This is a genomic window from Hymenobacter sp. 15J16-1T3B, from assembly GCF_020711235.1.
Classification (GTDB): domain Bacteria; phylum Bacteroidota; class Bacteroidia; order Cytophagales; family Hymenobacteraceae; genus Solirubrum.
In genome coordinates this window covers 321373-345782 of record NZ_JAJFAV010000006.1, presented here as the reverse complement: position 1 = coordinate 345782, position 24410 = coordinate 321373, and the positions used below count along the sequence as shown (strand labels likewise).

Genomic DNA, 24410 nt, shown 5'->3' with positions numbered 1-24410 from the left:
TGCCCGCTATGAAACCAACCTACGGCGTGCCGGCCCTGCTGTCGGCCTTTATTCCCGGCCTCGGCCAGCTTATCAAGGGCCAGATCCTCAAAGCGGTGTTCATCTGGGTGCTGAGCGGCATCGTGGGCTTCCTGCTCTGGTGGACCGTCGTCGTGCCCCTCGCCCTCTGGGCCTGGAACATCTACGACGCCTACAACTCGCCCGCGTAGGACCAATTTGTGAAGTTGTGAGGGGTGAAATTGTGAATGGCGGTTCTGTTTTTCACAATTTCACCCCTCACAACTTCACCACTTGCCCCAATGGCCACCCTGCACCTGAAAGCCAAGCCCAACGCCCGCCAGAACGCCCTGGAGCTGGCCGCCGACGGGGCGCTGACCGTGCGCCTGCACGCCCCGGCCCAGGACGGCAAGGCCAACGACTGCCTGCTGCGGTTTCTGGCCGCGGTGCTCGGGGTGCCGCGCAGCCGCCTCACGCTCCTGAGCGGCCACACGGCCCCGTTTAAGAAAGTCGACGTGCCCGACCTGAGCGAGGCGGAGCTGCGCGCGGCCCTAGTGGTATATCCGAAGTAGCACTTGGTGCGTAGAGCGTACCTCGACCTTTCGCGGGGCCGCGGCATGCGGCCCTTCCCACCAAGAGCTAGTTCTTCATGCATTTCCCCCTCTGGCTGCTGGCCGGTTTCTGGGGCCTGGTATCGGGCTCCGCACTGCTGCTGGGCGCCGCCGTCGGCTACTTTGCCCACGTACCGCAGCGGCTCATTGCCGCCGTCATGGCCTTCGGCAGCGGCGTACTGATTTCGACGCTTTCCCTGGAATTGATGGAAGAGGCCTACGCCCGCGGCGGTTTCAACGCCTCGGGCCTGGGCTTCGTGGGGGGCGCGGCGGCCTACACCGCCGCCAACTGGCTGCTGGCCCGCTACGGGGCCAAGCACCGCAAGCGCAGCGGGCACCAGCAGGCGGCCGAGCGCAAGGAAGTGAAGCAGGGCGAAACCGACGGCAACGACGCCGGCGACGACAACGGCATGGCCCTGGCCGTGGGCGCCCTGCTCGACGGCATTCCCGAAAGCATCGTCATCGGGCTGAGCATGCTGGCCGGGGGCGTGGTGAGCACGGTGGCCGTGGCGGCCATCTTTCTCTCCAACCTGCCCGAGGGCCTGAGCAGCGCCGCCGGCATGAAAAAAGCCGGCCGCTCAGCCCGCTACGTGCTGCTGCTCTGGAGCGGCATCGCGCTGGTTTCGGGCGTGGCCTCCTGGGCCGGGTTCACCGTCTTCAGCCACTTCTCCGAAAACGTGGTGGCCGCCACCACCGCCGTGGCCGCGGGCGCCGTGCTGGCCATGATTGCCGACACGATGATTCCCGAGGCCTTCGAGGTGGCTCACAACTTCACCGGGCTCATCACGGTGTTGGGCTTTCTGGCCGCCTTTTACCTGAGCAAGCTCGACAAGAACGACCCGAACGCCCCGCACCTCACCGAGCAGCCCGCGCCGGCGCGGCCGTCCGCCCCATAAGCCAGAGCGCGGCGGCAACACCCCCGTTGAGCGCGACAATGCGCAGGCCGTACTCCAGGATAAACATCATCCGGATTTGGTCGGTGTCCTGCGTAGTGCGCTCCAGTACATACACGAACACGGTGCCGGCGTAGTAGAGCACCACGCCCACGCTGGCCACGAATATGGGGTTGCGGCTCAGCGGCACCTGCGGCGGGTCGCTGAGCAGTTGCTCGAAATACGCCAGCACCACCCAGATCAGCAGCATGGCCTGCAGCACGTGCAGGTACGGCCCGTTGCCCTGCCGCCAATCCATCAGCCATACCGTTTCGCCGACGGCCCCCAGGGTGAACAGCCCGAGCAGCCAGGGCACCGCCCGGCGGCGCTTGGAGTCGGCGAAAGTGAAATAATAGGCCGCCGTAAGCAGCACGGTTTCCAGCCACACCTGGCTGCGCAGCGGCAGAATATTGTTGTGCCACACGATGCGGCCGTATTCCGTCAGCACCCCAAGCAGCAGGCTGGCCAGCAACGAACACGCCCACAAGCAGCGTCCGGCCGATGTAAGGTGACGCCAGCGCAGCAGGCCCACCGTCACGGGCACCAGGGCGGCAGCTACGCTCAGCCCGTTCAGCTGATTGGAAAGCGCGACAAGCCACTCGGAAAGTACCATCATAAAGGCCAAAAACTAGGACTTTTTCGCTTGACCTTCTGTCTTCAACAATGGTCGAGCGCGAAAATTTTTCCGATTCGGCCCTTGTACGGGTTTTGCCCGCCGGCTGATGCCTGGCTCCGTGCGGCAATTGACCAAGTCCGCCGTAAAAACGAAAAGCCGCCAGTTTCCCCTCTGGCGGCTTTTCTCCTACTTCACTGAACCTCCCCCCTGGTCCGCGCCGTGGGTGATCAGTCAACCCCGGACGGCGACTGACGGCGCGAAATCAGCTTATGTTAGTGCACGTCCGCGGGCAGGAGCTCCTTGCGGTACGTGCGCTCAAATTCTTCGTCGACGTGGTAGGTCGATTCCTCGTGCTGGCTCAGGTCGAGGCCCAGTTCCTCTTCGGCGGGCTTCACGCGCAGGGCGAAGAAGCGGCCGGTGAGCTTGAGCAGCAACCAGGTGCCGGCGAAGGAGTAGCCGACCACAATCAGCAGGGCCAGCACGTGGTAGCCAAACACCGTGGCCGTGCCGTGGATCAGCCCCACCTTATCGGCAAATATACCGGTGAGCAGCATCCCGACAATACCGCCCAGCCCGTGGCAGGGGAATACGTCGAGGGTGTCGTCGATGCCGGTGCGCGAGTTTTGCCAGTGCACGGCCAGTTGGCTAATCACCGAAGCCAGCACCCCGAACAGCACGCTTTGCCCGTAGGTAACATAGCCGGCGGCCGGCGTAATGGCCACCAGCCCGATGACTGCGCCCACGCAGGCACCCACGGCCGTGGGCTTGCCGCCGCGGGCCACTTCCATTAGCAGCCAGGCGAAGAGCGCCGCGGCCGAGGCCAGGTTGGTGTTGACAAAGGCCGTTGCAGCCAGCTCGTTGGCGGCCAGGGCCGAGCCGGCGTTGAAGCCAAACCAGCCAAACCACAGCAGGCCGGTGCCCAGCATCACGTAGGGCACGTTGGGCGTCGAAAACACGGTGTTGCGCTGGTGCGTGCTGCGCGGGCCCAGCACCATGGCCCCGGCCAGGGCCGCAATACCAGCCGAAATGTGCACCACCGTGCCGCCGGCAAAGTCGAGCACGCCCCACTTGCGCAGGAAACCCTCGGGGTGCCAGGTCCAGTGCGCCAGCGGGCAGTAGATGAACAGGCAGAAGAGCACCATAAATGCCAGGTAGCCCTTGAAGCGCACGCGCTCGGCGAAGGAGCCCGTAATCAGGGCCGGCGTGATGATGGCAAACTTCAGCTGGAAAGCGAAGTAGAGGATAAACGGAATGGTGGGCGAGAGCAGCGGGTGCGGGGCCGTGCCCACGTGGTTCAGCAAGGCAAAGGTCAGCGGGTTGCCGATCAGCCCGTAAAACGAGTCGCCGTAGGCCAGCGAGAAGCCCACGAAGTAGAACACCAGCGAGATGACGCCCAGGGCCACGAAGCTCTGCAGCATGGTGCTGATGACGTTCTTGGGGCGCACCATGCCGCCGTAGAAAAACGAGAGGCCGGGCGTCATGATGAGCACCATGGCCGTGGCGGTAAGCATCCAGGCAATGTCGGCGCCGTTGAGCGAGCCGGGCGCGGCCGCGGGGTGCTCGGTGGGCACGCCGGCCGCAATCAGGGCCGCTAGCAGCAGCCCACCCAGGGTGATGCGGGCAACGGACAAGGGGGAAGAGGCGGGGAAAACCATATCGACCTTTAATTTACAGGGGTCAATTTACAAAAACACGTTACTTTCTCGCAATACCCCCTTCATACGAAAGGCCATATTCAAAATCAGCAAACGTTTGCGACTACCTTACCCCTATTTATAATAGCATTGTCGCTAAAATTTATTTTTTCACCTGCTTCTTACTGCTCCTCGCCTTTTCCCGACTGGCCCACGAAAACCGTAGCTTGCGGATCGAACCCGTTTCGCGTGTAATGTCCGCCGTACCGAATCCTTCCGACTTGCAGCCGCTGCTCGACGCGCTGGCTTTTTCGCCCGACAACCTCCCGCTGCGCCGCCACGTGGCGGCCCTGCTGCGCCAGCTCGGCCGCCTGCCGGAAGCCGAGGAGCACTACCGCGCCGGCCTGCGCCGCGCCCCCGACGACGCCGAACTGCAGCTGGGCCTCTCGGAAACCTACGCCGCCCTGGGCAAGACCTCGGCCGCCCTGGTGGTGCTGGAAGAGCTGCTGCACGCCCAGCCCGAGCACGCCCGCGCCCACTTGCTGCACGCCCGCCTGCTGGCCCGCGCCGGCGGCCCGCCCGACGAAGCCCGGCAAGCCTACCAGCAGGCCCTGCAGCTCGACGCCTCCCTGCGCGACGCCGAGCTGGACGAACAGCTGGGCCTGCGCCCGGCCGCCCGCCCCGCCACCGGCGGCGGCCCCGCCGAGTACACCGCCAGCGTTTCGCCCGCGGGCCTCGACGAACGGGCGCTGTTTGCCGGCCTCGAAAAGCCCAGCATCACCTTCGCGGAAGTGGGCGGCATGGAGGCGGTGAAAGAGGAAATCCGCCTCAAAATCATCCACCCCCTGCAGTTTGCCGACCTTTATAAGGCCTACGGCAAGGCCGCGGGCGGCGGGCTGCTGCTCTACGGCCCGCCCGGCTGCGGCAAAACCTACCTGGCCCGGGCCACGGCCGGCGAGGTGAAGGCCTCGTTTATCCACGTGGGCATCAGCGACATTCTGGACATGTGGATGGGCCAGAGCGAGAAAAAGCTGCACGAGCTGTTCGAGCTGGCCCGCATGCAGGCGCCCTGCGTGCTGTTTTTCGACGAGGTAGATGCCCTGGCCGCCAACCGCCACGACCTGCGCCAGAGCGCCGGCCGCACCCTCATCAACCAGTTCCTGGAAGAACTCGACGGCGCCCGCCGCTCCAACGACGGCGTGCTCATTCTGGCCGCCACCAACGCGCCCTGGCACCTCGACCCGGCCTTCCGCCGCCCCGGCCGCTTCGACCGCATCGTGCTGGTGACCCCGCCCGACGAGCCCGCCCGCGAAGCCATCTTGGACGTGATGCTGCGCGGCAAGCCCATCGACGACAAGCTGAACCTGAAAGCGGTGGCGGCGCAGACCGGCGGCTTCTCCGGCGCCGACCTCAAGGCCGTGGTCGACCAGGCGGTGGAGGCGCGCCTGCGCGAGTCGATGCGGGCGGGGCGGCCGCTGCCGGTGCAGCAAAGCGACTTGCAGGGCGCGGCCAAGCAGGTGCGGCCGAGCACCAAGGAATGGTTTGCCACGGCCAAAAACTACGCCCTGTACTCCAACGAGGGCGGCACCTACGACGACATTCTAACCTACCTGGGCATTAAGAAGTAGCCGCTCCGATTCTGGCCATGGTTGCTCCCCACGCTTCCGACTGGTTTGCCCGTGCCGATGCGCTGCTGCAGCTGCACCGCCCGGCCGACGCCGCTAAGCTGGCTCGGCAGCGGCTCGCGCAGGCCCCTGATGACGTGCAAGCCCACCTGACGCTCACGCAGGCCCTGTTGGCGCAGGGTCGGCTTGCCGACGCGCGCACGACAGCCACGCACGCAGTGCACTACGGTCCGGAAGAGCCCGAAGCGTTTTTTATCCTGGCGCAGACTCACGGGCGACTGGGCGAGTTAGCCAGAGCCGATGAAGCGCTAAGCATGGCTTTGCGCCTGAACCCCTATGCCGCGCGCTACTTCGCTTTCCGGAGCCAGCTCTACTACCTGCTGAACATGCCCCGAGGAGCCGTCGAGGCAGCGGAGGAAGGGTTGGGGCTGAATCCACAGCACCCCGACTGCCTGCTGTGGTGGTCGTTGGCCCACGAGCAGCTGCGCCAGTCCGCCCGCGCCGACGAAGGCTTCAGCCGCCTGCTGCGCGTGGCGCCCAACAGTGGCTTCGTCCACGCCAAATTCGGGGCGGCCCTGCTGGCCCGCTACGCCGCGGCCCCGGCCTTGGCGCACTTGCAGGAGGCCCTGCGCCTCGACCCCAAGGCCGACCAACCCCGGCGCCTGCTCCGCTCCGCGCGGCGCCGGGCCGTCTGGCCGCGTTGGTGGCGGCTCACCTGCGCTTGGCTCAACCCACCCACCCCAAGGCGAGGGGGGCCGTTCCGGGCACTGTTGCGTTTGGTGCTGCTGCCCTTACTGGCTGGGTTTGCCCTGTACGGCGAAATCGACATGCTGCGCCACCCGCTGCCGGGCAAACTACCCTGGCCGGAGCGTTTGCGCCGCCTGCCGGGCCAGCTTGCCCAGTGGTTCTGGCCCCCTTCCCCTCCGCTGCGCTGGCGGCGCGGCGCGGTGGTGGTAGTCGCCGGCTTGCTGGTTGCCTTGGGGTATGTCCGCGGCTGGCCGCCCGCGCTGAGCTGGAGCGTAGCCGCGCTGGCGCTGTTGGCCGAGCCGGCGGTGCGGGGCGCCCGCGCGCTGGCGCTGCCTTCCGCGTTTTGGTGGACGCTGTTGCTGGGCCTGCCCGCCCTGGGCGTAGTTATCGTGTTGTCGTTTATACTAGGCGCGGGCTGGCTGCTGCCACCGAGCGGGATGGGCTTTGCTTGGGCTCTGCGCCGCGCCCAGCGCCGCTGACCGACAGCCCGGCAAGGTGGTTGTGCTTATCAAGTGTAGGGCTTTGCAGCCGCGGCTTAGCACAGCAAACCGCAAATGCGTTGCCGGCACTGCCTGGCTCCCTTTTCGGCCTGGCTCCTGTCAGCCCCGCATAGGCCTAAATTCCACTCGCTCCATCCATAGCCAGTTGTTGCCGTGACACCGGCAATATTTGTCTTCTATGTCCACCTACCAGGATACCGCCCGCCTGCACCTGCTGCTGCAGCACAAACGCCCGGCCGACGCCGAGCAGGAAGCCCGCCGCCTGCTGCTCGACGACCCCGAAAACGCCTACGTGCAGACGCTGCTGGCCCTGGCGCTGATGGAGCAGAACCGCCTGCCCGAGGCGCAGGAAACCGCGCACCGCGCCATTGCGGCCGAGCCCGAGTACAGCTTTGCCTACTACGTGCTCAGCGCCACCTTGCAGCGCCAGCACGAGCTGCCCGCCGCCCAAGAGGCCATCGAAGAAGCCCTGGCTCTGGATCCACTAGAAGCCGATTACCACCACGTACTCGGCCTGATTCGCTTTCAGCGCGGGCAGCTGCAGGGCGCGCTACGGGCCGCCGAAGCCGGCCTGGCCGCCGACCCCACCCACGTCGACTGCCTGGGCTTGCGTGCCCGCTGCCTTTCCCGCCTCGGCCGCCGCGACGAAGCCCAGGCCGACCTCGGCGAAGCCCTGCGCCAAGCCCCCGGCGACGCGGGTACCTACGCCGACCTGGGCTGGGTGGCGCTGGAGCGCGGCCGGGCCAAGGAAGCCGCGGGTCATTTCCGCGAAGCCCTGCGCCTGAAGCCCACCCTGGAATACGCCCGCGAAGGACTGGTGGCCGCGCTCAAGGCCCGCTTCTGGATTTACAACTGGTTTTACCGCTTCATGGTCTGGACCCAGGGCCTGGGCAGTGGGGCCCAGCGCGGGCTGTTCATCGGGCTGTTTCTGCTCTCGCGCTTCGTGCCGGTGCTTCTGCCCCTGTACCTCGGGCTGGTGTACATGAGCTGGTTTGCCGAGCCCATCTTCAACTCCCTGCTGCGCCTGAACCGCTACGGCCGCCACGCCCTGAGCGAAGAAGACACCCGCGACTCCAACCACTTCATCGGGCTGCTGCTGGGCGCCACGGCCGTGCTCGGGGCCGGCAAATACACGCAGACCGAAGCCCTGACTCTGCTCGGCATGGTGGGCCTGGGCCTACTCTTCCCGCTGGTGGGCACGCAGCGGCAGTGGCTGCCGGCGCGCCGGCGGCAGTCCATGTGGGCCGGCATCGTTCTGGCCGTGGTGGGCGTAGCCGCCGCCTTGCTGACGGGCCTGGGCCTGCCCTTGGGCGGCACGCTGTTCGGCGCCTTTTTGCTGGGCACCCTGGGCTACGTCTGGTTTTTCGCCCTGCGCGGCTGAGTTGTTGGCTTGCCGAAAAGTCAAAGGCCGCGTTCCGAAGAACGCGGCCTTTGCTGTTCTATACTCCATGACTGCTAATGTGCGGCGCGGCCCAGCACGTTGTCGAGGTATTTCTGGGCCGAGCCGGTGTTGAGCAGCAGCAGTTCTTCGTCGGGGCGCAGCCAGCCGGTGGTCAGCAACTGCCGGGCGGCCATCCACACGGCCGCGCCCTCGGGAGCCACGAACAGGCCATCCAGCCGGGCCAGCTCGCGCATGCCAGTCAGCATGTCTTCGTCGCCGATGGCCAGGGCCGTGCCGTTGGATTCGGCCAGCACCTGCAGCATCAGGGCTTCGCCCAGGGGGCGCGGCACGGCCAGGCCGTTGGCAATGGTGGGGCGGCCCTGGTACTGCTGGCAGTTGGGCTGCCGGCCGGCGAGGGTTTCCACCAGCGGGCAGCAGTTCTGGGCCTGCACGGCCACCATGCGCGGCAGCTTCGCGTCGGCGGGCAGCCAGCCCATGGCCTGCATTTCGCGCAGGGCCTTCCAGATGCCGATGAGGCCGGTGCCGCCGCCGGCGGGGTACAATATCACGTCGGGCAGGCGCCAGCCGCCCTGCTCGGCCAGCTCGTAGCCCATGGTTTTCTTGCCCTCGATGCGGTAGGGCTCCTTCAGCGTCGATACGTCGAGCAGGCGGCCGGCGGCGTTCAGCTCGCGCACCCGGGCGGCGCAATCGTTGATGAGCCCGTCGACCAGCTGCAGGTCGGCGCCGTACCAGCGGCATTCTTCCTGAAAGGCCGCGGGCGTGTGGCGCGGCATCACCACGGTGGCGGGCAGGCCGGCTTTGGCGCAGTAGGCCGCCAGGGCCACGCCCGCGTTGCCGGCCGTGGGAATAATGCAGCCGGCCGTGCTCAGCTCTTTGGCCATCGATACAGCCATGCTCAGGCCCCGAGCCTTAAACGAGCCGGTGGGGTTCTGGCCTTCGTCTTTGAGCTGCAAGGAGCGCAGCCCGTAGCGGGCGGCCAGGTTATGGAGTTGCAAAATCGGCGTCATGCCCTCGCCCAGGCTCACACGGTGGGCGTCGTCGCGCAGGGGCAGCAGCTCGCGGTAGCGCCACATGGTGGCCTCGCGGCCCGCCAGCACGCTGCGCGGCGGAGCTGCATCGAGCTCGTAGCGGGCCAGCAGCGGCGCGGCGCAGCACGCGGAAACGGTGTGGGCAGTGCCCGCCTCGAACGGGGCGTGGCAACGGCTGCACTCCAAGTGGGAAAGTAAACTGATGGTATCGGCGGCGACAAGCATGGCGGATGGCAAAGTCAGGTGAGCGGGGCCCGGTCGGGCTGCCCCCTGAAACGGCCGCAAGTAGCCCCGCAGTTATGCCCGCGGCAAATGGTATTTCCGCATAGCCTATTCCTGTTCGGAATAGTGCCGCAGCGCGAACTGCATGAATTCGCGGAAGGGCGCCAGGTTTTCGGTGCCGCGGCGCTGAATAAACTCGAAGTGGCGCTTGAGCGGCAGGTCGCGCACCACGACTTCGGCCAGCTCGCCGGCGGCCAGGGCCCGGGCCACCGACTGCCGGGGCAGAAAAGCCAGCACTTGGTCGTCGACGCGCACAAAGTTCTTGAGGGCTTCGGTGCCGCCCAGGCGCACCTGCACGCGCAAATCGGCCAGCCGGATGCGCTGGGCCTGCAGGGCCTGCTCCAGCACGGCCAGGGTGCCCGAGCCGGCCTCGCGCAGGGCCAGCGGCACGCGGTAGAGGTCGGTGAGGGCCAGCTGCTGGTGGCGCAGCGGGTTGCGGGCCGAGCATACGGCCACCACGTCGTCGGTGAGCAAGGGGGTGTAGGTCACGTTGCTCACGCGGTGGATGCCCTCGATGACGCCCAAGTCGATTTCGTGGTCGAGCAGGGCCTTGAGGATGTTCTCGCTGTTGCGGTTCTTGAGCGTGAGTTGGGTGCGCGGGTGCGCCGCCAGGTAGGCCGAGAGCACCGCCGGCAGCACGTAGAGCGACACGGTGGTACTGGCCCCGATGACCATGTGGATATCGGGCGTAAAGCGCGGGCTGAGGGCGGCCATTTCCTCGCGCAGCTCGGCCTGCAGCTGCTGGGCCTGCAGCAGCTTGCGGTAGAGCAGCTGCCCGGCCGGCGTAAGGGCTACCGCGTTGCCGAGCCGCTCGAACAAGCCCACCCGGTAGTACTCCTCCAGCGCCTTTACCTGCTTGCTCACCGCCGACTGGCTCAGAAACAGGCTTTGCCCGGCCTTGGTGAAGCTCAGCCGGCGGGCTACTTCCAGGAATACTTCGTGCTGGGTGGATAGCATGTGGTCGTGTGGAAGGTACTGGTGGTTCGCTCGTTGCGTCGGCGGCTAAGCCACGAGCGGCCTGGCCTTGCTGCGCCTGCCGGCGGCTTGATTTTCGCCCCGCAAACTTCGAAAAACGGACACCGAAAACCGGCCACCCTATTCCGTCGCCAGGGCGACGACGGCCGCCACGGCGCCGGTTACCACCTCGGCCATGCGGCGGAAGTCGAGCGTGTCGATGGTGTCGCTGGCTTGGTGGTAGTGCGGGTTGCGCAGAAAGGACGTGTCGTTGATCATCACCGCCGGAAAGCCGTAGCGCCAGTAGTTGCGGTGGTCGGAGAGGCGGGCCAGGGCCAGCGAGTCGGGCAGGTTGATGCGCTGCACGTCGAGTTGGGCGGCGCCCTGCATGAGCTGCTGCACGCGGCGGGTGAAGTTTTCCTCCCCGGCGCGACCGACCACCACGATGAAATTGCCGGTGCTCGGAAAAAGCGCCGCCAGGGCTTCGTTGGGAAAGTTTTGGGAGCCGGGCGCGTCGCTGAAATAGCCAATCATTTCGTAGCAGAGCATGGCCCGCACCGGCACGCCGGCCTCGTGCAGAGCCTGCGCGTGCACGGCGCTGCCCATGTCGTCGGTGGCGAAATAGGGCGGCTCCTCGTTGGGGTACGCCACCAGCTCCACCGGGCGCGTCAGCTGCGGGGCGCGGGCGTGCAGCAGGCGGGCGGTTTCGAGCAGGCCGGCCACGGCCGAGGCGTTGTCGTCGGCGCCGGGCGTGTCGTCGCACACGTCGTAGTGGGCCCCGACGACCACCCGCTCCCCTTCCGACGGGCCGAAGCAGGCGATGATATTGCGGTAGCGGCGGCCGTCCACGGCAAAAGGCTGTTCGCTTACCCGGCAGCCGAGCTTGCCGAATTCGGCCTTGATGTAATCGGCCGCCGCGTTGAGCGAGGCCAGGTTGCGGTAGTTGCGGGCGGGCTGCAGGTCGGTCAGAAACTTGACGTCGGCGTAGAGGCGGTCTTGGTCGGCGGGCATGAGGGCGGTGGCGTGAGGGGCACGGGCGGCGGGCCGGCGCCGCCCGTGGCGGATAAGCAGCACCCCGCCGAGCCCGGCCGCCAACAGCAGCACGACCAGCAGCAGGCGCCGACGATGAGGGGCTAGCAATACGGCAATGGTTTACGTGAATACGATAACCCGGCCGGCGCGGCTGGCCGGCCCGCTGCCTGCGCCGCGCGGGCGGTTATTGGGCCGAAGCCGTGGCCTGCTGCAGGCTGTTGGCGTAGTCGACGAGGCGGGCGAGGTGGCCGCTGTTGCCGTAATCGAGGTTGTGCAGGCGGGCGTACTCTTCCAGCTGCTCAGCTTCCCGCGGGAAATACGCCAGCAGGTCGCGCTTGGGCCGGCGCAGGGCCACGATGGTGCCCTGGGGCGTGCCCAGGTACATCAGCTCGCGCACGTCGGTGTAGTAATACATCGGGCCGGCGGCCTGCGTGGCGTAGCCCCCGCCGCCCATCAGGGCCGCGTCGGACCACGAGAGGGAGCGGCGCACCAGCTGCTGCCGGCGCAGCAGGATGACGGGCCCGCCGTTGAGCCGCTCGAAAAACGCCGGGGCCGTGGCCGGGGCTTGGTCCCGGTCGTGGTTCCAGGGATACACCAGGAAAGGCCGGGCGCGTTGCAGCTCGTAGCGGCGCAGCCGCTTCCGGACCGGCGTAAAAGCCAAGCTGCCGCGGTATTGGGGCGGCAGCTGGTCGAAGTGCATGATTTCGCCGCGCACGGCAAACGTGCGCACCGCCAGGGCCGGCACCGTGCGCACGGTGTGGTCGGCCATGGTGATGAGCAGCAAATCCAACTCCGTGTGCAGCACCAGGGAGCCGCGCAGGGTGTCGCCGTTGGTGAGCACCACGGTGCTGGACGTGAATTGCTGCGGAATGCTGCTGAGCTGCGCCTGCGCCGCCTGCGGTAACAGGGCACTGACCACGATGCCGCCCAGGAAGGGTACTAGTCGGTTCATAGCTCGGAAGATGTGTGGGGTAGGACGGATAAGAACGACAGGACCCCGGGGCAGGTTGATACTCAGGAGCCTTACTTAAGATACAATAGTTCGGCGAGGCATTCAAGCTCGAGCGCCCGCGCGGCCCGCTAAGCGCGAGCCGCGACTTCACAACGCAACGGCACTACGGATTGGTATCCGCAGCGCCGTTGCGCAGAACCGTGCTAGCGGCAGTCGGGCCGCGCTACCGCACCCGCACCGTGCCCGCGCCGTTGTACGAGTGGTACTCGGCGTTGTACATGGCGTCGGCACTCACCGGACCGAGCTTGAAGGTGCCCTTGGACACGGCCCGGGCCAGGTAGTAAAACGACTTGGGCTGCTGGCTGGCGGTGGTGAAGAGGTTGATCCGGTCGTCGCGCACGTCGAGGTAGTCGGGCGTGGCGGCGTCGGTGGCCCAGGTCAGCTCGCGCACGGCGCCAATGCGCGGGTTTTCGATTTCCAAGCCGGCGGGCAGCAGGTCGGTAATGGCCACATTGGGCACGTCGCCGGCGTAGGTCCCGGCTTGCAGCGTGATTTTGACCACCACGAGGTCGTTTTGGCGAAACTCGGCCCGGCCGACCGGGCGGCCGGTGCGGTCCAGGAACTGCCGACGTACCTGCAGGTACTGGTCTTCCTCGGTCACGCGGCCGGTGGGCGAAATGCCTTCCAGCGTCCAGAAGTAGTACAGGCTGCCGGTGCCGGCCGTTTTCAGGCTGAGGCGGCGGCCCGCGACGTTGTTCACGTTCAGGTCCTGCGGGCCTTTGTACTGGCCGAGCACCGCGCCGGTGGCATCGGCCAGGGTAGCCGTGACGGTGGCGTTCTTGTTCTGGCGGGCCACTTTGCCCAGGGCCAGCAGCGCAAAGCTGCGCTCCTGGGTGCTCAGCCAGCCAGCCGCTTTCACCTGCCGCGAAAGTTGCCGGGCCATCTGGGCAATGAGCGGGTTCTGGGGGTCGGCGTCGATGAGGGTGTTCAGGGCCAGGCCCAGGTCACGCACCGGGGAGTAGAACGAGCCGTCGAGGGCGCGGCGGGCGGCGGGCTGGGTGAAGGCGCGCGGCAGCAGCTCGCGGAAACCCTTGGTCTGCCCCGACAGGGCGCTGGTGCTGGCCAGCACGAACTTGGAGTCCTGGGCCAGCAGGCGCTGGTTGGCGCGGTAGTAGTTCAGGGCCACGGGGTCGGGCAGGCCGGCCAGGGCCAGCACGTAGAGCGAGTAGGCATTTTCCTTTTTGGCAATGGTCTGCTCGCGGGCGATGTTCGAGGCGTCGAAGTACTGATAGGGCTCGGTTTCGCGCTTGCGCACCCGGTACTGCAGGTAGCGCAGGGTTTTGTCGAGGATGCCCTGGTTGACGGCAAAGCCGGCGCGCTTGGCTTCGAGCAGGAAGTGGGCAGCGTAGGCGGTGGCCCACCAGTTGTCGTAGTCGCCGCCGGGCCAGTAGCTGAGGGCGCCGTTGTAGAGCTGCATGCTCTCAATCTTGCGGATGGCCTCCTGCACGTGGTAGTTGGGGTTGTAGCGCTGGGCTTTCTTGGTCTGGCCCAGCGTGGCGGCCAGGTCGGGGTAGTAAATCTGCGGGAAGGCCGCCGACACGGTTTGCTCCAGGCAGCCGTAGGGGTACTGCAGCAGGTAGCGCAAATCCTTGCTGAACTCGGTCATCGGGGAGCGGCTCAGCACCAGCTGGCTGCGCTGCGAAGTCGGCAGGAAATCGGTGCGCAAGTCCAGCGCCTGCGTCTTGCCACCTGCTACCGCCCCGCCGCCGGTACGCATCTGCAAGGGCGACGCCGGGCGCACGGGTATTTCGATGGTTTCGGTGAAGGTTTCTGATGCGCCAGCACGCTGTGGCTGCACCGGATTCCGCTCAGGCTTGGGTAGCGCCCCTTTTTCAACGGCGACCCGGACTTTAAACGTGCCGTTACCGATACCCGAAGCGAAGAGCCTGAACCCTGCGCGACGCTCAGCATTAGGCGGCAAACTCAGTACCTGACTCTTATAACCGATGGCGGTGACCGGCTTGCCCCCCGGCGCTGTAATAGTAATCTGTTCCTGATAAGCCGCTGGCGCTTTCAAAGGCCCATTTAGTTGCGGGCTGATGCGGACTTGCAAGGTACCGTTGGTCGTATTCGTCAGCGTCACCGGCACGTCAATCGTGTCGCCGGGGCTGAGGAAGCGGGGAAGCGCGGTGCTGATGACCACCGGGTCGGCCACGCGCATGGTGTGCTCGGCCGAGCCAAAGGCGTCGTCCTTGTAGGCCACGGCCATCAGGCGCAGGGCCCCACTGAACTGCGGCACGCGGATTTTGACCAGCACGCGGCCGTTGCCGTCGGCGCGCTTCACGCCGCTCCAGCGGGCCACCAGCTGCACCCGGCGCGAGGGCACGGGCGTGGTGCGGCGGTTCAGGCCGTACCCGTCGCCGCCGCTGCTGCTGGTGCCCAGCTCGGGCAGCAGGAAGGGGTACACGTCGTGGGCCGAGACTTCCAGGGCGCGCTTCTGGTAGAAGTAGCCGAAGGGGTCGGGCGTGCGGTAGTTTTTCATCTGCAGAATGCCCTCGTCCACCACGGCCAAAGTCACGGCGGCGTTGGGCTTGGTCTGCACTTCCACCGTCTGCCAGGTCTGGGAGCGGCTTTGCGCCACGGCCTTGATGGCCACGGGCAGGCGCGAATCGGGCTTTTCCACCGTCAGCGGCACGAAGCCCCGGGCCACGGTCAGCGGAATCTTAGAATCGGCCGAGAGCGGGCGGATGGCGGTGGCCGTCACGTACACATTGGGCACGTGGCCGGCGCGGATGGGAATGGTCACCTTGGCCGATTTCTCGTCGGTGTCCACGTAGAAGTGCTCCAGCACGCGGTTGCGCTCCACCGTCACCAGCACGCGGCCGGGGAAGGGCGTCTTGAGCAGCAGCGTAGCCTTGTCGCCGGGCTCGTACTTGGGCTTGTCGGGCTCGATCTGCACCTGCCCCTCGTTGCTGACCTCGAAGGCGTTGCTCTGCGTGTCGCCGTAGCCGTAGGCGTAGAAGGTCTGGGCCACATAAGTAGCCGCGCCGGGCCGCAGCACCCGCACCTCGTACTCGCCCGAGTACACTGGCGTGTACTCCAGCTGCGCTACCGGCCCGGCCACGATGCCGGTGTTGAGCACCGTCTGCTCCTTGCGCTGGGAGTTGTAGGTGTAGCGCCCGCCCTGGCGTTCCAGCACCGTTTCCCACAGGATTCGCACGATTTGCACCTGCCCCTGGGCGTTCTGGGCCGATTTGCCCTGGGGCGTGAGGGCCACCACGCGCAGAGGCAGCGCCTGCCGGGTGCTTACTAGCTCCGGAACCTGCTGGATGCCGAACATCAACTGCTGGGTCTGCACCTCGAAGGTGGCCAGGCGGTTCACCGGCCGGCCGGTTTCGTCGAATACGGTGGCAAAGGCGGTACCTTCCAGCGTGCCCAGGTCTTGGTAGGCGGGCACTTCGTACTCGGCCGTGGCGCGGCCTCGCTCGTCGGTGCGGGCTTCGCGCACAGCTTTTTCGAAGCGCGAGTTCAGGGAGTTGTCCGAGCCTTCTTCCTCGCCGTAGTAGCGCCGACGCGGCTCGGTGCCGCTGCGGATGCTGAAGTCGTAGTCGGGGTATTCCTTGGGGTTGAAAGGCTTCTGCTTGAGCGAGAATTCCACCTCCACTTTGCGGTCGGTAGCGGGCGGCCCGAACAGGTTCTGGGCCAGCACCGCGGCGCGCACCGTCTGCCCGGGCTGCACGTTTTTGGGCGTGGTCGTCACGGTCACTTTCAGGCGGTCGGGGATGAACTCCTCCACGCTTACCTGCCGCGAGGTCAGCAGCACGTCGTTGCCGGTCAGCACTTCCATAGTGTAGAGACCGGTCATCACGGCCGGGGGCAGGATAAACTGGCCTTCGAACGAGCCGTCTTCCTTGCTCAGGGTGCGGCGGTAGCTGGCGTATTCCTTGCCCGAGGGCAGCAGCAGGCGGATTTTCATGGGCACCGCGCCGGGCAGGCGCCAGTCGTCGCGGCGCACCACGGTGTTGGTGCGGATGGTGTCGCCGGGGCGGTACAGGTCCCGGTCGCCGTAGAGAAACGCCTGGTAGTGCGCGGCGTTGGCTTGCAGGCCGCCCACATCGTAGCGCGAGGTTTCCACGCGGGCGCGCTCCAGCTGCAGGAAGGTAAAGTCCTGCCCGTGCTGCACCATCACCATGTCGAGGCGGAAGCGGGAGCTGGCCACGCTGTCGGCCTGGCTGAGCATGGCTACGCCGCCGGAGTTGGTCGAACCGGTGAACATCACCTGGTTGTTCTGGCTGATGAAGCGCACAGCGGCCCCGCCGACCGGCTTGGCCGTGCGCAGGGAGTTGACGAACACCATGGCCCCGCCGTTCAGGTCGCGCTTCACCACCACGCCCAGGTCCGACACGGCCACCAGCTTCGAGACCTGCAGCCAGGTGCGCTCGGTGTCCTGCACCCGCACCACGTACAAGCCCTTCAGCTGCGAGCCAAACTCCAGCTCATCCATGGAGAGGTGGAGCAGGCGCAGCGCCCCGGCCTTGGGAAGGCCCGAGGTGGTGTAAGTGCGTTCCGAGAGCAGGTTGCCGAAGTCCTCGGTGTTGTAGTAACGGTAGCTGCGGTCCACGTACTCGCCGTCCTCGTAGTTGCTTTCCTCCCCGCCTTCCTCGCTGTCCGAGTCGTAGCCGTACTGCTCGCCGGCGCGCAGCATCTCGCGGATGTTGTTGGCGTACACCTTGTAGATGCTCACCTTGACTTTGTCGACCTCATTCAGCCGCAGCCCGAGGTTGCGCAAGCCCTGAACGCCGAGGTACATGGCCTTTTCGCCGTTGGCAAAGCTGATGCTGGGCCGCTCGTCGCCAAACGACACGGCTTGGCTAAACGACTCCGTAATCTGCCCGCCGAGCGTACCATAAGCTCCTTGGTTCAGGCTCACCGTGTAGGTTTTGCCCACCTCGAAGCCGCCGCGCAGCACGAAGCCGCTTTCCAGCGCCTCCACCGAAAACGGCACCTCCGGCGACACCCGCACCACCGCCTGGGCCTGCTCGGCCGCAATGGGCTGGTCGGTGAGCACCGTCACCACCGGCTCGCCGTTGAGCAGGGAGCCGGTCAGCTCGCGCACCTGCAGCTGGCGCGGGTCGGGCACGGGCGCGGAGGCTTCGAGCTTGCCGGCCGTGCCTTTGCCCCCGCCCACGGGCTTGAGGCCGGGCTCCACGTGCAGCTCCACCGTGCTGCCCGGCGAGAGCGGCTGCGTGGGCTGGATGCCCACCACCCGGTCGGGCTCGGCCGATACCACCTCGAAGGTGACGGGCTGCCCGTTGGCGGTCAGGCGTAGACGGCTGCGTAGGTCGGCGGGGCGCACGTTGTAATTGAACACGGCGTTCAGGCGGGCCTGGGGCCCGGAGCCGGCGCCGTTGGCCGTCCAGAACACCTGCGGCTCGCTCATGCGCAGGTAGGGCGTGTGGAAGTTGGTCCGGCTGATCTTGGCTTTCTGCTTGCCGCTGGGCAGGGCTTCGGGCCGCACTTCGGCCTTGAAGGCCGTGCTGGGCCGAAACGGCTCGGCCGGCGAAAACACCAGCTCCCGCTCCGAGGCCCACTTAAACCGTCCTCGCACCGCTGGCTCGAAGCGCACGACCTGGGTGGTGTCCCAGCGGTTGAGCTGGCTTTCGGTAGCCACCGGCTCGTCGAAGCTGAATACCACGTTTTCGTAGGGGTCGATTTCCTCGCCGTCGGCCGCGTCGGCGGTGGCTTGGTCGTCGGTGCCGGGCTTGGAGCAGGCGCATAGCAGGGCCAGCAGCACCAGCAGCGGCAGGCGGAGCAGTTGGTTGGGGGTCATGAAGGAATAAGGTAGGTAGGTGGCGGCAGGCGCGGGAAAGGTAGAGAAAAGCCGCTTGCGTTGCGGTAGCGTGCACAATCTATTGGGCGGTGTCGGTACTGTGCAGCCATCTGCGCAGATGAACTTGCTTTTTGTACATATCCGCTATAGCAACCAACTAGAACTATTCAACCAATCAACTTGATTTTGCATATATTCTTCAATAGAAACAGACTTATTCCAAGTATTCGGCTTGTATACTGGTAATATACTGCATACATTCCCCTTCACGCTTTTAGATACCTCCCCAACCTGCTATGAAACAAATTGCACTATTTACCACCACACTTGTCTGCCTGGGCCTAAGCATCGGCGCCAGCGGCCAAACCAAATGTGCCGAAGCGGCGCAGCAACTCGGTGCTACCGACGGCTTCGTGCTCAACAACCAAGCACTGGTGCTCCGCATGAACAACCACGCCGGCAAGCTCAAGGCCCAGGACGTGGCCCTGAGCAACGACGTAGTGCTAGCCAACGGCACCCGCATCGACCACAAAAAAGCAGTGGTGGAGTACGCCGATGGCCGCCAGGTCCCGCTGCAAAACGGCGACTTTGTCAACATGAGCGGCGACATCAAAGTGGCCAGCTCCGGGCAACTCATCACGGCGCCGCAGCCGGGCGCCGGCGCGACGGAACCCGCGCCCCCCTCCCCTGCTACCCCCGAGCCGGCGGCCGCGGCCTTCAGCTACCAGCCCGCCGAGCCGGTCAATGGCAAGCTGCGCGGAGTGGTGGAACTGGGCGCCTCGGGCTTCAATTCCTTCGTGGTGCGCCTCGACGCCCAGCGCCGCTGGAAGCTGGAAAAGGCCGACTTCGGCAACAGCTTGGTGCTGGAGAACCTGGCGACTGAGGACGACGTGCGCCGGGGCCTGAAGGCTTACATCGGGCAGATGCTCGACTACGGCGTGGGCCCGCGCGACATTCACTTCGTGGTCAGCTCCGGGGCAGCCAAAGCGGACAACACCCAGAAAATCGTGAAGAGCCTGCAGGCCCTGAGCTACCAGGTGAACGTGGTGACGCCGCAGCAAGAGGGCGCCCTGGCGTTGCGCGCCGTGCTGCCGCCCGCCTACGCCGACAAGGCCTTTGTGGTCGACATGGGCTCGGCCAACACCAAAATCAGCTGGTTGCAGCCCGACGGTAGCTTGGGCACCCTGGAAACCCACGGCTCCAAGTATTTCCAGCAGCCCCTGCCCGACTCCGTTGTGGCCGCCGACGTGCGCCGGCTGGTGGCCCAGGTTCCGGCCGAGCGCCGCACGGCCTGCTTTATCCTCGGCGGCGTGCCCTACGAGCTGGCCAAAACCGTGCGCCAGGGCTCGGAGCGCTACGTGGTACTGGGCAAGCCCGCTAGCTACGCCCAACTGCCGGGGGCCAAAACCCAGGCCGGCCTGAACATCTACCGCGCCATCACCGACGGCACCGGCTGCCCGCAGTTCGTCTTCGATTCCAGCGTCAACTTCACCATCGGCTACCTGCTGGCCCTGCCGCAGTAGCCGGCCCTGCTACCCTGTTCTTGCCGCTCGGAGCGCCCCAACCGGGGCGCTTCGTTGCGTTTGGCCCGCTCAGGCCGGCCGCTGCCCCGGCCTGATGCAGCGTCTCACCACCTCGGCTGGGCAATTCGTACTTCAATCCAAACTGAAGCAGCGCCTGTCAAATTCATCACAGCCTCGGCCAAGCGCCTTACGCACCCGGGCCGGTGCCCCGCCACCGGCGCCAAACACGACACTTCCTTGAACCGCCCCGCCGCCCGGGTGCATATCTTGCGGGTATGAATCGGCGCCTGGGACTGCGGCTTTTGCGGGGAAGTGGCCTGCTGCTCCTGCTGCTGGGCGGGCTCGACTGGCTGTTTCCGCTGCCGCCGCTGCCGCCCGCCTCGCCCGTGGTGCTGGCCGCCGACGGCTCGGTGCTGCACGCCTACCTTTCGCCCGACCAGAAGTGGCGCCTGCCGGCCGGCCTGCACGACATCACGCCCGCCCTGCGCCGCGCCTTGGTGGCCAAGGAGGACCGGTGGTTTTACTGGCACCCGGGCGTCAACCCCGTGGCCCTGGTAAAATCCGCCGGGCGCAACGTGCTGGGCCGCGGGCGGCGCAGCGGGGCCAGCACCATCACCATGCAGGTGGCGCGGCTGCTGGAGCCCAAGGAGCGCACCGTGGGCGGCAAGCTGCAGGAAATGCTGCGCGCCCTGCAGCTCGAAGCCTACTACTCCAAGGACGAAATTCTGCAACTCTACCTGAACCTGGTGCCCTACGGCTCCAACGTGGAGGGCGTCAAGTCGGCCGCGCTGCTCTACTACGGGCAGCCCCCGCACTACCTCTCCCTGGCCCAGACGGTGACGCTGACCATCGTGCCGAACAACCCCACCGGCCTGGCGCCCGGCCGCCACAACGCGGCCCTGCTGGCGGCCCGCAACCGCTGGCTGCGCCGCCTCGGGGCCGAGGGCGTATTTCCGGCCCCGGACGTGGAAAACGCGCTGCACGAGCCCCTGCTAGCCCGCCGCCGGCCGGCTCCGCGCCTGGCCCCGCACCTCGCGCGTCGGCTGGTGCAGGATATGTACCGCGCCGCCGGCCGGCCCGCCGACCACTTAGCGGCGGCGTTCAGGCCTAGCTCCCCACTGGCGGCCCGGCGCGCCCTGCTGGCTGACGCCGGCATCCGCTCCGCGCTGGTGCGCACGGCCCAGGCCAAGGCCGAAGACCTGACGCGCCAGTACGTGCGCCGCCTCGCCCCGCTGGGCATCACCCAAGCCGCCGTTCTCGTCGTCGACAACCGTACCCGCGCCGTGCAGGCCTACGTGGGCTCAGCCGACTTCCTGGACGGCCGCGCTCAGGGCCAAGTCGACGGCATCCGGGCCGTCCGCTCGCCGGGCAGCACGCTCAAGCCGTTCCTCTACGCCGTGGCCATGGACCGCGGCCTCGTCACGCCCAAGCGCGTGCTGCCCGACGTGCCCACCAACTTCGGCGGCTTCCGGCCCGAAAACTTCGACAAGCACTGCCAGGGCGAAGTGACGCTGGAACGGGCCCTGGCTTTTTCGCTCAACATCCCGGCCGTGCACGTGCTGCAGCAGGTGGGCGTCGGCGAGTTTGCGGGCCAGTTGCGCCGCGCCGGCTTCCGCACCGTGGCCCGGCAAGCGCCGCAGCTGGGCCTGAGTACCATCCTGGGCGGCTGCGGGGCCTCCCTCGAAGAGCTGGTGGGCCTGTACTCAGCCCTGGCCAACGAGGGCGTGTACGGGCCGCTGCGCTTCACCGCCGGAGCCGCGCCCCAAACCGCCAATGAGCCGGCCAATACAGCTGCCGGCCCCACGCCGGCCGCCGTCGAAGCTGCGCACCGCAAAGCCAGCGGCGCCGCCTCGTTGCCGACGCCTACATTCTCCTCGCTTCGAACCAAGAACCCGGGGACAAGGAGCGCATCAGTCACCTCGGCCGGTGAGGTCCGCCTCGTGTCCGAATCCGCCGCTTACCTCGTCACCGACATCCTCTCCCAGCTGGTGCGCCCCGATTTGCCGGTGGGCCACGAAAACGCCCTGCGCCTGCCCCACATTGCCTGGAAAACCGGCACCAGCTACGGCCGCCGCGACGCCTGGAGCATTGGCTACAACCGCCACTACACCATCGGCGTGTGGGTGGGCAACTTCACCGGGCAGGGTGCGCCGGCCCTCACCGGCACCGACGTGGCCACCCCGCTGCTCTTCGACCTCTTCAACGCCCTGAGCTACAACGACGGCGCCGAGTGGTACGCCCCCCCCGCCGGGCTCGACTTCCGGCTGGTGTGCCCTGTCTCGGGGCAGGTGCCCGGCGAGTTTTGCCCCGATCAGGTCATGGATTACTTCCTGCCCGGCCTTTCCGACGTGCGCCGCTGCGAGCATCAGCAGGAGGTGTTTGTAGCGGCCGACGGGGCGGTGAGCTACTGCCGGGCCTGCCTGCCCGCCGCCGGCTACCGCCGGGTGCTCTACCCCAACTTTGCGCCCGAGGTGCTGGCCTTCAAAGCCGCCCAGGGCCTGCCCCACGCCCTGCGCCCCCCGCACAACCCCGCCTGCACCCTCGTGCGCGCCGCCGACGCGGCTCCCGACCAGGCCCCGCGCATTCTTTCCCCCACTCCCAACGCCGAGTACGTGCTCGACGCCCGCGACTCGCAGCAGTTGCAACTGCGCTGCGCCGCCTGGAGCGACGTGCGGCTGGTGTACTGGTACGCCAACGACCAGTTCGTGCGGGCCGCTGCGCCCACCGAGGCCGTATTTATCCGCCCCGCGGCGGGCCCGCTGAAAATTTCCTGCGCCGATGACCACGGCCGCAATACCAACGTGCAGGTGCTGGTGGAGCGGCTGTAGCCCGGCCCGAGGTGCCGTTTACATTGCTGATAGCGCACCTAGTCCCCTGCAGCGCGCTTAGCGAGTTGTCCGGGTTACTTGGCGGCGCAGCCTCGCGCGGGCTCGTATCTTCGGGCACTAAGCTGTTTTCCGTATGCGCAAGCTCCTTGTCGCCTCCCTGTTCGTGCTGACGTCCGCTTCCTCGCTTTCTGCCCAAGCCGTGCTGCCGCTGTATACCGGCTCGGTGCCCAACTCCATGCCCAGCGCCGTGCGGGAAACCAGCGTCACGCTGGCCAACGGCGGCGTGCGCATTTCCAACGTGGTGCAGCCCACCCTCACGGTGTTTCGCCCGGCCGCGGGCACGGCCAACGGCACGGCCGTCGTCATTTGCCCCGGGGGCGGCTACGCCCGCCTTTCCATCGACCACGAGGGCTACGACGTGGCCAAGCGGCTCAGCGAATGGGGCATCACCGCCTTCGTGCTGAAGTACCGCCTACCCAACCCCGACAGCCAGCCCGACAAGACCACCGCGCCGCTGCTGGACGCGCAGCAGGCCCTGCGCCTGGTGCGGCAGCAAGCCAAGGAGTACGGCATCAACCCAGCGCGCGTGGGCCTGCTGGGCTTTTCGGCGGGCGGGCACCTGGCCAGCACCGCCGGCACGCACTTCGCCCGGCCCGTAGGCGACGATAAGTCGGGCACCTCCGTGCGTCCCGATTTTCTGGTGCTGCTCTACCCCGTCATCAGTTTCTCCGACAGCCTCATGCATGCTGGCTCGCGCACCAACTTGCTGGGCGCCACCCCGCCGGCCGACCAAGTGCGCCTGTACTCCAACGAGCTGCAGGTTTCGGCCCAGACGCCGCCCACCTTCCTGGTACACGCCCAGGACGACAAAACGGTGAAAGTGCAAAACAGCCTGCGCTTCTACGAGGCCTGCCTGCACCACCGCGTGCCGGTGGAAATGCACCTCTATCCGCAGGGCGGGCACGGCTTCGGCATGCACAACAAGACCACCAAAGACGAGTGGACGGAGCGCCTGCGCAACTGGCTGGACGCGGGTGGCTGGCTCCGGCAATAATTTTTTCACCAACGCGCAAAAAGCGCCTTAAATCATTTTTAAGGCGCTTTTTTATTTCCCGCCTCGGCCGTAATGAGGCGGATGTAACCTTACATTGGCGAGGTCAGTTAAGGGCTCTGTATCCGTTATTGGCACGGTGCTTGCAAAACCCGAGTCAGAACCAGGAAACAAAGTTGAGTCTGATTCTTCGGAATCTTAACCCGAAACCCAGCCATGAAAAAGCTCCCGTATATCTTCAGCCTGCTGCTCGCCGTTGTTATTCTAATGCAATCGGCCGCGGCTCAGGCCCAGAGCAAAGTCAGCCCGCAAGCGAAGGGTGCCATCATCGGCGGCCTCGGTGGTGCCGCCGCCGGCGCCATCATCAACAAGAAAAACCGCGTGGTGGGTGGTGCCGTGGGTGCCGCCGCCGGTGCCGGTACCGGTTACATGATCGGCCGCAACATTCAGAACCGCAAAAAGGCCGAAGCCGCTGAGGCCGCCCGCGTAGCCGAAGCCAACCGCGCCGCCCGTGCGGAGCGCGCCGCCGCTGCCGCCCGCGCCGAGCGCAACGCCCTGGCCAAGCGCGCCGAAGCCGCCGAGCGCAAAGCCGCGCTGGCCCAGGCCCAACCCCAGCAGCCGCAGCTGCTGCAGCAACAAGCCCTACAGCCCACGGCCATGGCTACCGGCTTCGCCGCCGCTGCGGCCCCGATGTACAGCAACAACTCGATGGCCGGCGCCTACCTGCCCAACAACTCCTACGGCGACCGTTCGACCCCTTACGCTTCCTCGGAAGTGCGTCGCAAGAGCTGGTAAGTAGCTGCGCTGCTACCTTTCCCGAAAACCCAGGCCTTCGGGCTTGGGTTTTCGCTTTCCCAACCCCAACC

The 24410-nt window shown here is 66.7% G+C and carries 17 protein-coding genes; 10 read left to right on the top strand and 7 right to left on the bottom strand.

Features of this window, described 5'->3' with window-relative positions; all coding sequences use genetic code 11:
• The first annotated feature begins 8 nt into the window (after positions 1-8).
• The 3 genes from LJ737_RS12980 to LJ737_RS12970 all read left to right on the top strand — a co-directional run bounded on the left by LJ737_RS12980 (position 9) and on the right by LJ737_RS12970 (position 1504).
• Positions 9-209, top strand: coding sequence for a hypothetical protein (locus LJ737_RS12980; RefSeq protein ID WP_227766332.1), 201 nt, complete (start codon positions 9-11; stop codon positions 207-209).
• 90 nt (positions 210-299) lie between these two features.
• On the top strand, positions 300-569 hold the full coding sequence (locus tag LJ737_RS12975) for a DUF167 domain-containing protein (RefSeq protein WP_227766329.1): 270 nt from the start codon (positions 300-302) through the stop codon (positions 567-569).
• A 77-nt stretch (positions 570-646) separates the two neighbouring features.
• Positions 647-1504, top strand: a complete 858-nt coding sequence (locus tag LJ737_RS12970; RefSeq protein ID WP_227766327.1) for a ZIP family metal transporter — start codon at positions 647-649, stop codon at positions 1502-1504.
• Here LJ737_RS12970 and LJ737_RS12965 read toward each other — a convergent pair.
• Both LJ737_RS12965 and LJ737_RS12960 read right to left on the bottom strand, forming a co-directional pair.
• Positions 1464-2156, bottom strand: coding sequence for a hypothetical protein (locus LJ737_RS12965; protein ID WP_227766325.1), 693 nt, complete (start codon positions 2154-2156; stop codon positions 1464-1466). The two genes, LJ737_RS12970 and LJ737_RS12965, sit on opposite strands and share 41 nt — an antisense overlap.
• Positions 2157-2428: 272 nt before the next feature.
• The gene (locus LJ737_RS12960; RefSeq protein ID WP_410779951.1) at positions 2429-3811 is read right to left on the bottom strand and encodes an ammonium transporter; all 1383 of its coding nucleotides are present in this window, start codon (positions 3809-3811) and stop codon (positions 2429-2431) included.
• 233 nt (positions 3812-4044) lie between these two features.
• Between LJ737_RS12960 and LJ737_RS12955 the strand changes: the two genes are divergently transcribed.
• The 3 genes from LJ737_RS12955 (at position 4045) to LJ737_RS12945 (ending at position 8043) form a co-directional block, all read left to right on the top strand.
• Complete coding sequence (locus LJ737_RS12955) at positions 4045-5418, top strand: ATP-binding protein (protein WP_227766321.1); 1374 nt, start codon at positions 4045-4047, stop codon at positions 5416-5418.
• Between the two features lie 17 nt (positions 5419-5435).
• Positions 5436-6641, top strand: a complete 1206-nt coding sequence (locus LJ737_RS12950; protein WP_227766318.1) for a tetratricopeptide repeat protein — start codon at positions 5436-5438, stop codon at positions 6639-6641.
• Positions 6642-6840: 199 nt separating this feature from the next.
• Positions 6841-8043, top strand: coding sequence for a tetratricopeptide repeat protein (locus tag LJ737_RS12945; RefSeq protein ID WP_227766316.1), 1203 nt, complete (start codon positions 6841-6843; stop codon positions 8041-8043).
• A 74-nt stretch (positions 8044-8117) separates the two neighbouring features.
• On the opposite strand, the gene LJ737_RS12940 is transcribed toward LJ737_RS12945, so the two are convergent.
• The 5 genes from LJ737_RS12940 to LJ737_RS12920 all read right to left on the bottom strand — a co-directional run bounded on the left by LJ737_RS12940 (position 8118) and on the right by LJ737_RS12920 (position 18142).
• Positions 8118-9317 carry a threonine synthase gene (locus LJ737_RS12940; RefSeq protein ID WP_227766314.1) on the bottom strand — a complete coding sequence of 400 codons (1200 nt, stop codon included), beginning with the start codon at positions 9315-9317 and terminating at the stop codon, positions 8118-8120.
• A gap of 105 nt (positions 9318-9422) precedes the next feature.
• Positions 9423-10331, bottom strand: a complete 909-nt coding sequence (locus LJ737_RS12935; protein ID WP_227766312.1) for a LysR family transcriptional regulator — start codon at positions 10329-10331, stop codon at positions 9423-9425.
• Between the two features lie 138 nt (positions 10332-10469).
• On the bottom strand, positions 10470-11468 hold the full coding sequence (locus LJ737_RS12930; RefSeq protein ID WP_227766310.1) for a M28 family peptidase: 999 nt from the start codon (positions 11466-11468) through the stop codon (positions 10470-10472).
• 76 nt (positions 11469-11544) lie between these two features.
• A complete protein-coding gene (locus tag LJ737_RS12925; RefSeq protein WP_227766308.1) occupies positions 11545-12312 on the bottom strand; it encodes a hypothetical protein in 768 nt (255 codons plus the stop codon).
• Positions 12313-12535: 223 nt separating this feature from the next.
• A complete protein-coding gene (locus LJ737_RS12920) occupies positions 12536-18142 on the bottom strand; it encodes an alpha-2-macroglobulin (protein WP_227766306.1) in 5607 nt (1868 codons plus the stop codon).
• A 296-nt stretch (positions 18143-18438) separates the two neighbouring features.
• On the opposite strand from LJ737_RS12920, the gene LJ737_RS12915 reads away from it, so the two are divergent.
• From LJ737_RS12915 to LJ737_RS12900, 4 genes are all read left to right on the top strand, one after another.
• Entirely contained in the window at positions 18439-19665 is a 1227-nt protein-coding gene (locus tag LJ737_RS12915) for a DUF6799 domain-containing protein (RefSeq protein WP_227766305.1), read from the top strand.
• Between the two features lie 275 nt (positions 19666-19940).
• Entirely contained in the window at positions 19941-22493 is a 2553-nt protein-coding gene (gene pbpC / locus LJ737_RS12910) for a penicillin-binding protein 1C (RefSeq protein ID WP_227766303.1), read from the top strand.
• A gap of 133 nt (positions 22494-22626) precedes the next feature.
• A complete protein-coding gene (locus LJ737_RS12905) occupies positions 22627-23547 on the top strand; it encodes an alpha/beta hydrolase (protein ID WP_227766301.1) in 921 nt (306 codons plus the stop codon).
• Between the two features lie 213 nt (positions 23548-23760).
• Positions 23761-24339 carry a YMGG-like glycine zipper-containing protein gene (locus tag LJ737_RS12900; protein ID WP_227766299.1) on the top strand — a complete coding sequence of 193 codons (579 nt, stop codon included), beginning with the start codon at positions 23761-23763 and terminating at the stop codon, positions 24337-24339.
• The last annotated feature ends 71 nt before the right edge of the window (positions 24340-24410 follow it).